The organism is Mesorhizobium sp. P160927 (assembly GCF_057766385.1).
On the sequence record NZ_JBYMDW010000001.1, the window covers coordinates 1,574,588 to 1,586,934 of the forward strand.

Consider the following 12,347-nt stretch of genomic DNA (forward strand, 5'->3'; position numbering starts at 1 on the left):
TTTTATTACCTGCCGATAGGTTCGAGACGAACGATAGGCAACGATGACTGCAACGGCAAACGAAGGTGACGACCGCATCATCCGCGAAAGCGGCATCGATGCGCGCATTGCGCTGATCGTCCAGCCGGTCCTGCGCGGCATCGGCTTTCGCCTCGTGCGCGTGCATCTGTCCGGCCAGAACGGGCTGACGCTGCAGATCATGGCCGAGCGTGAGGACGGCACCATGACCGTCGAGGATTGCGAGGAGGTCAGCCGCGCGGTGTCGCCGGCGCTCGACGTCGATGATCCGATCGAAAAGGCGTATCATCTCGAAGTCTCCTCGCCCGGCATCGACCGGCCTTTGGTGCGCAAATCGGATTTCGTGACCTGGACCGGTCATCTGGTGAAGATGGAAACGTCGGTCGTCGTTGCCGACCGCAAGCGCTTCAAGGGCAAGATCGCCGAGGCCGGCGAGAACGACGTGCTGATCGAGCGCGATAAGGCGGCCTATGGCGAGGAGCCGACAGTGCGCGTGCCCTACGATGCCATCGCCGATGTCAGGCTGATCCTGACCGACGACCTCATTCGCGAAGCGTTGTCCAAGGACAACAGGGAGCGCAAGGAAGCCAAGCGACGCCGCGGTGAACCAGACGACGATGTGTCCGAAGGTACGGAACCGGACGCCACGGACGAACACGAACAGGAAATTTGATTGAGCTGCCGGGCGCAAAGGTCCGGCGAACAGGCTCGGGAGAAAGAACATGGTTGTAAGCGCCAATAGACTTGAACTGCTGCAGATTGCCGATGCGGTCGCGCGTGAGAAGTCGATCGACAAGTCGATCGTCATCGCCGCCATGGCCGATGCGATCCAGAAGGCGGCGCGTTCGCGTTATGGCCAGGAGACCAACATTCGCGCCGATATCAACCCGAACACCGGCGAGATGAAGCTGCAGCGGCTGATGGAAGTGGTCGAGAAGGTCGACGATTACGCCACCCAGATAGCCATTTCCTCCGCACGCGAGCGCAATCCCGACGCCCAGCTTGGCGATTTCATCGCCGAACTGCTGCCGCCGATGGATTTCGGCCGCATCGCCGCGCAGTCTGCCAAGCAGGTCATCGTGCAGAAGGTGCGCGAGGCCGAGCGTGACCGCCAGTATGACGAATACAAGGACCGTATCGGCGAGATCGTCAACGGCACGGTCAAGCGCGTCGAATATGGCAACGTCATCGTCGATCTTGGCCGTGGCGAAGCGATCATCCGCCGCGACGAGCTGATCCCGCGCGAAAACTACAAATACGGCGACCGTGTCCGCGCCTATGTCTACGACGTGCGGCGCGAGCAGCGCGGCCCGCAGATCTTCCTGTCGCGCACCCATCCGCAGTTCATGGCCAAGCTCTTCACCATGGAAGTGCCGGAGATCTATGACGGCATCATCGAGATCAAGTCGGTCGCCCGCGACCCGGGCTCGCGCGCCAAGATCGCCGTCATTTCGCGTGATAGCTCGATCGATCCGGTCGGCGCCTGCGTCGGTATGCGCGGCAGCCGCGTCCAGGCAGTCGTCGGCGAACTGCAGGGCGAGAAGATCGACATCATTCCGTGGTCGCCCTCGGCCGCCTCCTTCATCGTTAATGCGCTGCAGCCGGCGGAAGTCGCCAAGGTCGTGCTCGACGAGGATGCGGAGCGCATCGAAGTGGTGGTTCCCGACGATCAGCTGTCGCTGGCCATCGGCCGCCGCGGCCAGAACGTGCGCCTTGCCTCGCAGCTTACCGGCTGGGACATCGACATCCTGACCGAGGCCGAGGAATCCGAGCGCCGCCAGAAGGAATTCGTCGAGCGCTCGGCGCTGTTCATGGAAGCCCTCGATGTCGACGAGATGGTGGGCCAGGTGCTGGCCTCGGAAGGCTTCACCAGCGTCGAGGAAGTCGCCTATGTCGATGCCGGCGAGATCGCCTCGATCGACGGCTTCGATGAGGATACAGCCTCGGAAATCCAGACCCGCGCCCGCGAATATCTGGAGAAGATCGAGGCCGAGCACGACGATAAGCGCAAGGCGCTGGGCGTTTCGGATGATCTGCGCGAAATCCCCGGCGTCACCACCGCCATGATGGTGACGCTCGGCGAGGACGGCGTGAAGACGATCGAGGATTTCGCCGGCTATGCCGCAGACGACCTCACCGGCTGGAAGGAACGCAAGGACGGCGAGACCAAGGTCTATCCCGGCGTGCTGGCCAATCACGGCGTTTCGCGCGCCGATGCCGAGCAGATGGTTCTGGCCGCTCGCCTCAAGGCCGGCTGGATCACCGAAGACGAGCTTGCGGCCGAAGAAGAAACGGCCGACGAAGCCGTTGGTGCGTGAGGTGAAACCGCATCGCACACAACCCGCCCTTGGACGAGATGAACGATCGCACCTGCATCGTCACCCGCAAACAGGCCGAACCGGATGAACTGATCCGGTTCGTCGTCGGCCCGGATTCGGCCGTCGTTCCCGATCTCAAGAGAAATCTGCCCGGCCGTGGTTGCTGGGTGAGTGCGGACCGCCTACATATCGAGAAGGCGGCGGCCAAGAACCTTTTTGCCCGCGCCTTCAAGGCACAGGTGGTCGTACCGCCCGATCTCGGCGGCATGGTCGACGGGCTGCTTTCCAGATCCGCTCTCGGTATGCTGGGCCTTGCCCGCAAGGCAGGCGCGATTTCGCTAGGCGCTACCAAGGTCGAGAGCGCGGTGCGCGGCGGACTGGCGCTTTTCGTGCTCCACGCGACCGAGGCGTCCGCGGATGGCGTACGCAAGATCAGCCAGGCGCGGCGGGCGACCGTTCATATCGGCGGCCCCTCCATCCTTGCCTACAAACTTTTCTCCGAGGCCGAGTTGAGCTTGGCATTGGGGGGTACAAATGTGATACATGCTGCCGTCCTCGCGGGAGACGCGGGTAAGGCGGTCCAGAAGCGCATGGTTGCGCTCGACCGATATCGGGGCGGTACCCCGGACGATCTTGCAATGCTTGCGGCCGTTGCTGACGAAGATGATGCCGCAGAGGATATGGAATGAGCGATACGAAATCGGGCGACGACAAGACGTTGAGTGTTACACCGAAGAAGACCTTGACGCTGAAGCGCCCCAGCATGGAACAGGGCACCGTGCGCCAGAACTTCTCGCACGGCCGTACCAAGTCGGTCGTGGTCGAGACCAAGAAGCGCAAGTTCTCGCTGCCCGGCGACAAGCCGGAGCCGGTCGCGGCTCCGCCTGCGCCCGTCTTCACGCCGAAGCCGGCGGTCGTGGCGGCGCCTGTCGTCCAGGAAGCGCCCAAGGCGCCACCCCCGCCGCCGGCTCCGGTCGAGCGCAGCGGCATGGTGCTGAACGAATTGTCGCGCAGCGAGATGGAAGCGCGCCGCAGGGCGCTCGAGGGCTCGAAGGTCCGCGAGGTCGAAGACCGTCAGCGAGCCGCCGAGGACGCCAAGCGCCGCGCCGAGGACGAAGAGCGCCGCAAGCGCGAACGCGAGGACTCCGCGCGCCGCCAGGCCGAGGAAGAGGCACGGTTGCAGACCGAGGCCGAATCGCGCCGCCGCGCCGAGGAAGAGGCGCGCCGCCGCGCACCGCAAGCCGCTGAGTTGGCGACCGCCGACGAGGAGGAAGAAGTCAAGCCGAAGCGGGCGACCGCCGGCGCACCGGTGCGCCGCCCGGTCACGCCTGAAGTGGCGCGTCCGGCAAAGCCCACCAAGAGCGAGGAAGACCGCCGCCGTGGCAAGCTGACACTGAACTCCGCGTTGTCCGACGAGGATGCGCGGGCTCGTTCGCTGTCGTCGATGCGTCGCCGCCAGGAAAAATTCAAGCGCGCGATGCACAACGAGCCGCGCGAGAAGGTCATGCGCGAAGTGATCCTGCCCGAGACCATCACCATCCAGGAACTGGCGCAGCGCATGTCGGAGCGTGCTGTCGACCTGGTCAAGTATTTCATGAAGCAGGGCCAGATCCTGAAGCCGGGCGACGTCATCGACGCCGACACGGCCGAACTGGTCGCCACCGAATTCGGTCATACGGTCCGCCGCGTCGCCGAGTCCGACATCGAGGAAGGCCTGTTCAACATTGCCGACAATGCCGAGGACCTGGTGTCGCGTCCGCCGGTCGTGACCATCATGGGCCACGTCGACCACGGCAAGACCTCGCTGCTCGATGCGATCCGCAACGCCAATGTCGTTTCCGGCGAGGCCGGCGGCATCACCCAGCATATCGGCGCCTATCAGGTCGAGAAGAACGGTCAGAAGATCACCTTCATCGACACGCCCGGCCACGCCGCCTTCACGGCGATGCGCGCCCGTGGCGCCCAGGCGACCGACATTGCCATCCTGGTGGTCGCGGCAGACGACAGCGTCATGCCGCAGACGATCGAATCGATCAGCCACGCCAAGGCGGCCGGCGTTCCGATCATCGTGGCGATCAACAAGATCGACAAGCATGACGCCGATCCGCAGAAGGTGCGCTCGGAACTGTTGCGCCATGAAGTCTTCGTCGAATCGATGGGCGGTGAAGTGCTGGACGTCGAAGTGTCGGCGACCAAGGGCACCAATCTCGACAAGCTGCTCGAAGCGATCCTGCTGCAGGCCGAAATCCTCGACCTCAAGGCCAATCCCGACCGTACCGCCGAGGGCGTTGTCATCGAGGCGCAGCTTGACAAGGGCCGTGGTCCCGTCGCCACCGTTCTGGTGCAGACCGGCACCCTGATGCCGGGTGACATCCTCGTCGCCGGCAACGAATGGGGCCGCGTGCGCGCTCTGGTCAACGATCGCGGCGAGCAGATCAAGGAAGCACCGCCGGCGATGCCGGTCGAGGTGCTCGGCCTTCAGGGAACGCCGCAGGCCGGCGACCGTTTCGCCGTGGTCAACAACGAGGCCCGTGCCCGCGAGATCACCGAATATCGCCAGCGTCTGGCGCGCGAGAAGGCGGTGGCCAGGCATGCGGGCCAGCGCGGCTCGCTCGAACAGATGATGTCGCAGTTGCAGACGAGCGGGCTGAAGGAATTCCCGCTGGTCATCAAGGGCGACGTGCAGGGTTCGATCGAGGCGATCAATGCCGCGCTCGACAAGCTCGGCACCGACGAGGTTCGTGCGCGCATCGTTCATTCCGGTGCCGGCGCCATCACCGAAAGCGACGTCTCGCTGGCGGAAACATCCGGCGCGGCGATCATCGGCTTCAACGTTCGTGCCAATGTGCAGGCGCGTGCCGCAGCCGCGGCCGCGGGCATCGAGATCCGCTATTATTCGATCATCTACAACCTCGTGGATGACGTGAAGGCGGCTCTGTCGGGCCTGCTCTCGCCGGAGCGTCGCGAGACCTTCATCGGCAATGCCGAGATCCTCGAGATCTTCGACATCACCAAGGTCGGCAAGATCGCCGGCTGCCGTGTCACCGAAGGCAAGGTCGAGCGTGGTGCCGGCGTACGCCTGATCCGCGACAACGTCGTCATCCACGAAGGCACGCTGAAGACCCTGAAGCGCTTCAAGGACGAAGTTTCGGAAGTCCCGGGCGGCCAAGAGTGCGGCATGGCCTTCCAGAACTACGAGGACATGCGCGTCGGCGACGTCATCGAGTGCTTCCGCGTCGAGATGGTGACCCGCACACTCTGAGGTCGAGTGACTTGTCGATATCGGGCGGTGGTCGAAAGGCCGCCGCCCCAAGTCTTTGACCACAAGTCTGTTGACCACAAGCCTGTTGACAATAATCATTTGAGACATGCGGCACGGTCCCATCCCGCGCCTCACGCTTTCAGGATCGAGAAAAATGCCCCGTTCCACCACATCAAGCCCATCCCAGCGCATGTTGCGCGTCGGTGAACAGGTGCGCCATGCGCTCTCGGAAACCCTGCAGCGGGGGGAGATCATTGACCCGTTGATTGAAAATACCGTGGTTTCGGTGTCGGAAGTGCGCATGTCGCCGGATCTCAAGATCGCCACAGCCTTCGTTTCTCCGCTTGGCGCAAAGGATACCGACGCCGTGATCGAAGCGCTGAACAAGCATGCCAAGTTCGTGCGCGGCCGCGTCTCCGGCGCGCTCCGGCAGATGAAGTACATGCCGGAGTTCCGTTTCCGGCTGGATACGTCCTTCGACAATTTCGCCAGGATCAACGACCTGCTGAAGTCGCCCGAAGTGGCACGCGACCTGGATAGCGACGACAACAAGGAAGAAGAATAATGGGGCGTCGCGGCAAGAAGAAGGGCCGGCCAGTCTCGGGCTGGGTGGTGCTGGACAAGCCGGTCGGTATGGGCTCGACCGAGGCCGTCTCCAAGATCAAATGGCTGTTCCAGGCCGAAAAGGCCGGCCATGCCGGCACGCTCGACCCTCTTGCCTCCGGCATGCTGCCGATCGCGCTCGGCGAGGCCACCAAGACCGTGCCCTACGTGCAGGACGGCGCCAAGATCTACCGTTTCACCGTTGCCTGGGGACAGGAGCGGTCGACCGATGACCTCGAAGGTCCGGTGACGAAAGAGGCCGATCAGCGTCCATCGGAAGCCGATGTCCGGGTGCTGCTGCCGAAATACACCGGCGTCATCATGCAGACGCCACCGCAATTTTCCGCCATCAAGATTGCGGGTGAACGCGCCTACGACCTCGCCCGCGAAGGTGAGACGGTCGACATACCGCCACGCGAGATCGAGATCGGCCGGCTCGACATTGTCGAGCACAAGCCGGACCAGACGATTTTCGAGGTCGAATGCGGCAAGGGCACCTATGTACGTTCGCTGGCCCGCGACATGGGCCGCGACCTCGGCTGCTTCGGCCATATCAGCGAATTGCGCCGGGTCGAGGTCGAGCCGTTTACGCCAGAGGACTTCGTCACCATCGCCGAACTCGAGGCCGCGCGCTTCGGCACGCAAGGTCACGATAAACCGGATCCGGAGGCAGACGCCGCGGACGCAGTGGAGATGCCCATCGATTTCGGCGCCATCGACGGGCTTCTCGTCGACACCTCGGCGGCGCTCGACTGCCTGCCGCGGATCGCGATCAGCGACGATGCCGCGACAAAGATACGCCTCGGCAATCCGGTCATCATTCGTGGCCGTGACGCACCGCTAGAGGCGGAGGAAGCCTGTGCGACGGCGCGGGGCAAGCTCGTCGCCATTGGCGCTATCGAACAAGGCATGTTCAAGCCCAAGCGGGTCTTTGCCGGGTGACCGGTCTGATCGCCATGACGGTATAGGACAAGCAGCTTCGACGGGTGGTGGCATGGCAAAGGCCGAGGCGGTGAAAAAACGGGCGCCGGTGAAGACGAGGCGGCCTCCGGTTGGCGCCTCGCCCGGCACGCTGATCGCCGATCCGGCGGCGCGGCGCTCCGAACTGCGGCTGACCTTGATCTCGCCGCAGAAGTTCAAGACCATCGAGAACGCCAGCATCGACGATGTCGAGGCCAGTTGCCGGAAATGGCCCGTCATCTGGCTCGACTGCACCGGCCTTGCCAACATCCAATTGATCGAGGAGATCGGCCGCATCTTCAGCCTGCATCCACTGGCGCTGGAGGATGTCGTCAACACCGGCCAGCGGCCGAAAGTCGACTACTTCGAGGACCACGCCTTCGTCGTCATGCGCATGATCGACGATGTCACGTCGCATCGCTACGAGCAGATCGCTCTCTTCCTCGGCGAGAACTTCGTCGTCACCTTCCAGGAGCGCGAAGGCGACCCGTTCGATCCCGTACGCAAGCGCATCGAGAGTTCGGCGCCCAACCGGTTGCGCACGCGCGGCGCCGACTATCTCGCCTATGCGCTGATCGACGCCATCGTCGACAGCTATTTTCCGCCGATCGAGGCTGCCGGCGACCTGGTCGACGGGATTGAGGACCAGATGCTGCATTCGACGCACAAGCACCAGATGCGGCAGCTGCACGAATTGCGGCGCGATGCCAATGTTCTGAAGGGCGTGCTGTGGCCCATGCGCGATGCGCTGGCAACGCTGATCCGCAACGACGTGGCCTATGTAACAGCCGAGACCAAGGTCTTCCTCAACGACACCCTAGACCATTCGCTCAGGCTGATCGAGCTGGTCGAGACCCAGCGCGACATGCTGACCGGCCTGATCGAAATGCATCTGTCGCTGAGCCAAGCCCGAACCAACGACGTCATCTCCTATCTCACGATCGTTTCGGTCATCTTCATGCCGCTCACCTTCCTGGTCGGCATCTGGGGCATGAACTTCGACCCCGCCAGCTCGCCATGGAATATGCCGGAGCTGAAGGCGTACTACGGCTATCCATTGTCTCTGCTGTTCATGGCTGCCGTCGCTGTCGGGCTGATTGCATTCTTCAAATGGAAGAAATGGCTTTGACGGGGGTTAAACCTGCCATTTGAGCCTCAAAAGCCGGCTTGTGAATTGGGCTGGTGTTTTTCAGGGAATTGCACTATATGCGCCGCAGCATAGCGCCTTGACGCTTTGCATGCACGGCCCCTGCTGGACGACATCCCGGCTGTGGGCGACCCGTTTCCTCAAACAGATAAGGAAAAACACGATGTCGATTACTGCCGAGCGCAAACAGGAATTGATGGGTGAATTCGCAACCGCCAAGGGCGATACCGGGTCTCCGGAAGTCCAGGTGGCCATCCTTTCCGAGCGCATCAAGAACCTGACCGACCATTTCAAGGACCACAAGAAGGATAACCATTCCCGCCGTGGTCTGCTCGCTCTCGTGTCCCAGCGCCGCAGCCTGCTTGATTATCTCAAGCGCAAGGACGACTCGCGCTATCAGACACTGATCGAGAAGCTCGGTCTGCGCCGTTGACGAATTGACCGGCGGGCTTTCTTCGGAGAGCCCGCCGGTCGCGCATTCTGCCAGTCGCATAGGCTGGCCAGACCCGGTTTCGAGCGTGCAAAGGGCCGCTCGAAACCGCCCATGGACGGTCATGGGGCAGGATTGCAGGACGCTCGCGCGCTTGTCGCGCCTAAATCACCCGAGCCTCCCGTTGTCTTGCCCGTGGCTGCCCGAGAAAGGAAGCCAGGCAAAGGGCATCCGCGCACCGTGAAACGGCGCGGCCCTTTCCGCTTATTAAGGACAAGACATGTTCAATCACCACAAAGTGGAAATCGAATGGGGCGGTCGTTCGCTCATCCTGGAGACCGGCAAGATCGCGCGCCAGGCCGACGGCGCGGTGCTCGCCACCTACGGCGAGACCAAGGTTCTCGCCACCGTCGTTTCGATGAAGGAGCCCAAGCCCGGTCTCGACTTCTTTCCGCTGACCGTCAATTACCAGGAAAAGACCTATGCCGCCGGCAAGATCCCGGGCGGCTATTTCAAGCGCGAAGGCCGTCCGAGCGAGAAGGAAACGCTGGTTTCCCGCCTCATCGACCGCCCGATCCGCCCGCTCTTCGCCGCCGGCTACAAGAACGACACGCAGATCGTCGTCACCGTCGTCCAGCACGATCTCGAAAATGACCCGGACATCCTGTCGATCGTCGCCACCTCGGCGGCGCTGACCCTGTCGGGCGTTCCCTTCATGGGCCCGATCGGCGGCGCGCGCGTCGGCTACATCAATGGCGAATATGTGCTGAACCCGCACGTCGACGAGATGCAGGAGTCCAAGCTCGACCTCATCGTTGCCGGCACCACTGATGCCGTGCTGATGGTCGAGTCGGAAGCCAAGGAACTCGGCGAAGAGCTGATGCTCGGCGCTGTCATGTTCGGCCACAAGGGTTTCCAGCCGGTCATCGACGCCATCATCAAGCTGGCGGAAGTTGCCGCCAAGGAGCCGCGCGACTTCACCGCGCCGGATTATTCCGCGCTTGAGGCAGAGATGCTGAAAATCGTCGGCGATGAGCTCAGCAATGCCTACAAGAACGTCGACAAGCAGAAGCGCTACGCCGCCGTCGACGCCGTCAAGGCGAAGGTCAAGGCCGCGTTTGCCCCGGCTGAAGGCGAGGACGCAAAGTACACCTCCGAACAGATCGGCTCGGTATTCAAGGAATTGCAGGCGAAGGTCGTACGCTGGAACATCCTCGACACCGGCGCGCGCATCGATGGTCGCGACTTGAGCACGGTTCGCAAGATCGTCTCCGAAGTCGGCGTTCTGCCGCGCACCCATGGTTCGGCGCTGTTCACCCGCGGCGAGACCCAGGCGCTGGTCGTTGCCACGCTGGGCACCGGCGAGGATGAGCAGTACGTCGATTCCTTGACCGGCATGTACAAGGAGAAGTTCCTCCTTCACTACAACTTCCCCCCCTACTCCGTCGGTGAGACCGGCCGCATGGGTTCGCCAGGCCGCCGCGAAATCGGCCATGGCAAGCTCGCTTGGCGCGCCATCCGTCCGATGCTGCCCTCCGCCGACCAGTTCCCCTACACGCTGCGCGTCGTCTCGGAGATCACAGAGTCCAACGGCTCGTCGTCGATGGCTACGGTCTGCGGCACCTCGCTGGCGCTGATGGATGCCGGCGTGCCGCTGGCCAAGCCGGTGGCTGGTATCGCCATGGGCCTGATCAAGGAAGGCGAGCGCTTCGCTGTGCTCTCCGATATCTTGGGCGACGAGGATCACCTCGGCGACATGGACTTCAAGGTTGCGGGCACCGAAGGCGGCATCACCTCGCTGCAGATGGACATCAAGATCGACGGCATCACCGAGGAGATCATGAAGATCGCCCTTGGCCAGGCCAAGGACGGTCGCCTGCATATCCTGGGCGAGATGTCTCATGCTCTGACCGGCGCCCGCCCCGAACTCGGCGAGTTCGCGCCGCGCATCGAGGTCATGCACATCCCGACCGACAAGATCCGCGACGTCATCGGTTCGGGCGGCAAGGTCATCCGCGAGATTGTTGAGAAGACCGGCGCCAAGATCAACATAGAGGACGATGGCACGGTCAAGATCGCTTCGTCGAACGCCAAGGAGATCGAGGCGGCGAAGAAGTGGATCCACACGATCGTCGCCGAGCCGGAAGTCGGCGAGATCTACGAAGGCACGGTCGTCAAGACCGCCGACTTCGGTGCCTTCGTCAACTTCTTCGGTCCGCGTGACGGCCTCGTCCACATCTCGCAGCTTGCCAACGACCGGGTCGCCAAGACCTCGGACGTCGTCAAGGAAGGCGACAAGGTCTGGGTCAAGCTGATGGGCTTCGACGAGCGCGGCAAGGTCCGCCTGTCGATGAAGGTCGTCGACCAGGCCACCGGCAAGGAAATCGCCCGCGACAAGAAGACCGAAGGCGAAGAAAACGCCGCCTGAGGCCTCTGACGGAAAAATCGAAGCGGGCGCGGCTTATGTCGCGCCCGCTTTTATTTATGGAGCACGGCTATGTCCTCTGAAGCGTTGAAGACGCTTTTTCATCCGTTCGAGGCCGAGGCTCTTTCTCCGCCGGGCAGGGACGAGCGCATTCTCTTCCTTGGCGCCGAACCCGGCCTGCGCTTGCCACCGGGTTTCGAGGCTACGCTGCATCTCGTGCAGGGCTTTCGCCCGTATTTCCGCGCGTTGCAGGCGGCTGGCTTCACAGTCACGCCGCAATCGACCGGTGAAGGTTTTGATGTAGTTCTGGTGCTCGCCGGCCGCCATCGCGGCGAGAACGAACTGCGCATCGCCGAGGCTCTCGAGCGGGTGGCGGAGGGCGGATTGATCGTCGTTGCCGGTGGCAAGGAGGATGGCATCGCAAGCCTGCGCAAGCGCGTCGGCGATCTTGTGCTGCTTGATGGCTACATGCCAAAATATCATGGTGTTGCCTTCTGGCTGCGTCGTCCGGTTGATGTGCAAGCCGCCGCCACGCTTCGCGCCGCCAATCCCGCCTTGCTCGTTGAGGACCGCTTCCGCACCGCACCCGGCATGTTCTCCTTCGATCGCGTCGATGCCGGATCGAAACTGCTGGTCGACAATCTGCCCGGTGATTTGCGTGGCACCGCGGCTGATTTCTGCGCCGGCTGGGGCTACGTGGCGGCCGAGATGGCTGCCCGCTGCCCGGGCTTATCGGCCCCGGATCTTTACGAAGCCGATTTCGATGCGCTGGAGGCCGCCAGGGCCAACCTTGCCAACACCGTGGCGCAGGGCTTCTTCTGGACGGATCTGCTGGCCGAGCCTGTCGAGCGCCGCTACGACGTCATCGCAATGAACCCGCCCTTCCACCGCAGCCGTGCGGCCGAGCCCGAGATCGGCGTCGGCATGATCCGCGCCGCGGCCAAGGCCCTGAAGCCCGGTGGACGCCTGTTCTTGGTCGCCAACCGCCAGCTTCCCTACGAGCCGATGCTGTCGGCCGCCTTTGCCAGCCACGCCGAGCTTGCCCGCGACGGCATGTTCAAGGTGTTTGTCGCACGGCGCTGACGTGATCCGTTTAATGCATGTCGCCCGAAATGTCCTCGGTTCCGGGACGACGACATGCATAAGATGAGAAGCTTACAGGTGGTCGGGCGAATCCTATTCGC

10 protein-coding genes are annotated in these 12,347 nt (G+C 63.1%); all 10 read left to right on the forward strand.

From position 1 onward, the window contains the following. Positions 1-43: 43 nt before the first annotated feature. A complete protein-coding gene (rimP, locus tag AC3CB8_RS07825) occupies positions 44-691 on the forward strand; it encodes a ribosome maturation factor RimP (protein ID WP_023772683.1) in 648 nt (215 codons plus the stop codon). A gap of 49 nt (positions 692-740) precedes the next feature. After that, positions 741-2,336 (forward strand): transcription termination factor NusA, encoded by a 1,596-nt coding sequence (gene nusA, locus AC3CB8_RS07830; RefSeq protein ID WP_023772684.1) that lies wholly within the window; start codon positions 741-743, stop codon positions 2,334-2,336. A 38-nt stretch (positions 2,337-2,374) separates the two neighbouring features. Beyond that, on the forward strand, positions 2,375-3,025 hold the full coding sequence (locus tag AC3CB8_RS07835) for an RNA-binding protein (protein ID WP_023772685.1): 651 nt from the start codon (positions 2,375-2,377) through the stop codon (positions 3,023-3,025). Further along, complete coding sequence (infB, locus tag AC3CB8_RS07840) at positions 3,022-5,598, forward strand: translation initiation factor IF-2 (protein WP_352563230.1); 2,577 nt, start codon at positions 3,022-3,024, stop codon at positions 5,596-5,598. The genes AC3CB8_RS07835 and infB overlap by 4 nt, the downstream gene beginning before the upstream one ends. 154 nt (positions 5,599-5,752) lie before the next feature. After that, positions 5,753-6,163: a 30S ribosome-binding factor RbfA gene (gene rbfA / locus AC3CB8_RS07845; RefSeq protein WP_023773051.1), complete on the forward strand. Its 411-nt coding sequence runs from the start codon at positions 5,753-5,755 to the stop codon at positions 6,161-6,163. Then, the gene (truB, locus tag AC3CB8_RS07850) at positions 6,163-7,143 is read left to right on the forward strand and encodes a tRNA pseudouridine(55) synthase TruB (RefSeq protein WP_352563229.1); all 981 of its coding nucleotides are present in this window, start codon (positions 6,163-6,165) and stop codon (positions 7,141-7,143) included. Before rbfA ends, truB begins: the two co-directional genes overlap by 1 nt. Before the next feature lie 52 nt (positions 7,144-7,195). Beyond that, positions 7,196-8,290, forward strand: coding sequence for a magnesium/cobalt transporter CorA (corA, locus tag AC3CB8_RS07855; protein ID WP_352563228.1), 1,095 nt, complete (start codon positions 7,196-7,198; stop codon positions 8,288-8,290). A gap of 181 nt (positions 8,291-8,471) precedes the next feature. Continuing rightward, positions 8,472-8,741, forward strand: coding sequence for a 30S ribosomal protein S15 (gene rpsO, locus AC3CB8_RS07860; RefSeq protein WP_015314002.1), 270 nt, complete (start codon positions 8,472-8,474; stop codon positions 8,739-8,741). A 277-nt stretch (positions 8,742-9,018) separates the two neighbouring features. Beyond that, positions 9,019-11,166 (forward strand): polyribonucleotide nucleotidyltransferase, encoded by a 2,148-nt coding sequence (gene pnp, locus AC3CB8_RS07865; protein ID WP_352563227.1) that lies wholly within the window; start codon positions 9,019-9,021, stop codon positions 11,164-11,166. 69 nt (positions 11,167-11,235) lie between these two features. After that, positions 11,236-12,246: a class I SAM-dependent methyltransferase gene (locus AC3CB8_RS07870; RefSeq protein ID WP_352563226.1), complete on the forward strand. Its 1,011-nt coding sequence runs from the start codon at positions 11,236-11,238 to the stop codon at positions 12,244-12,246. The last annotated feature ends 101 nt before the right edge of the window (positions 12,247-12,347 follow it).

What these genes read in the sequence shown, in the direction of transcription:
- rimP (WP_023772683.1), top strand. Translation starts at nt 44, where the DNA reads ATGACTGCAACGGCAAACGAAGGTGACGACCGCATCATCCGCGAAAGC.
- nusA (WP_023772684.1), top strand. Translation starts at nt 741, where the DNA reads ATGGTTGTAAGCGCCAATAGACTTGAACTGCTGCAGATTGCCGATGCG.
- AC3CB8_RS07835 (WP_023772685.1), top strand. Translation starts at nt 2,375, where the DNA reads ATGAACGATCGCACCTGCATCGTCACCCGCAAACAGGCCGAACCGGAT.
- infB (WP_352563230.1), top strand. Translation starts at nt 3,022, where the DNA reads ATGAGCGATACGAAATCGGGCGACGACAAGACGTTGAGTGTTACACCG.
- rbfA (WP_023773051.1), top strand. Translation starts at nt 5,753, where the DNA reads ATGCCCCGTTCCACCACATCAAGCCCATCCCAGCGCATGTTGCGCGTC.
- truB (WP_352563229.1), top strand. Translation starts at nt 6,163, where the DNA reads ATGGGGCGTCGCGGCAAGAAGAAGGGCCGGCCAGTCTCGGGCTGGGTG.
- corA (WP_352563228.1), top strand. Translation starts at nt 7,196, where the DNA reads ATGGCAAAGGCCGAGGCGGTGAAAAAACGGGCGCCGGTGAAGACGAGG.
- rpsO (WP_015314002.1), top strand. Translation starts at nt 8,472, where the DNA reads ATGTCGATTACTGCCGAGCGCAAACAGGAATTGATGGGTGAATTCGCA.
- pnp (WP_352563227.1), top strand. Translation starts at nt 9,019, where the DNA reads ATGTTCAATCACCACAAAGTGGAAATCGAATGGGGCGGTCGTTCGCTC.
- AC3CB8_RS07870 (WP_352563226.1), top strand. Translation starts at nt 11,236, where the DNA reads ATGTCCTCTGAAGCGTTGAAGACGCTTTTTCATCCGTTCGAGGCCGAG.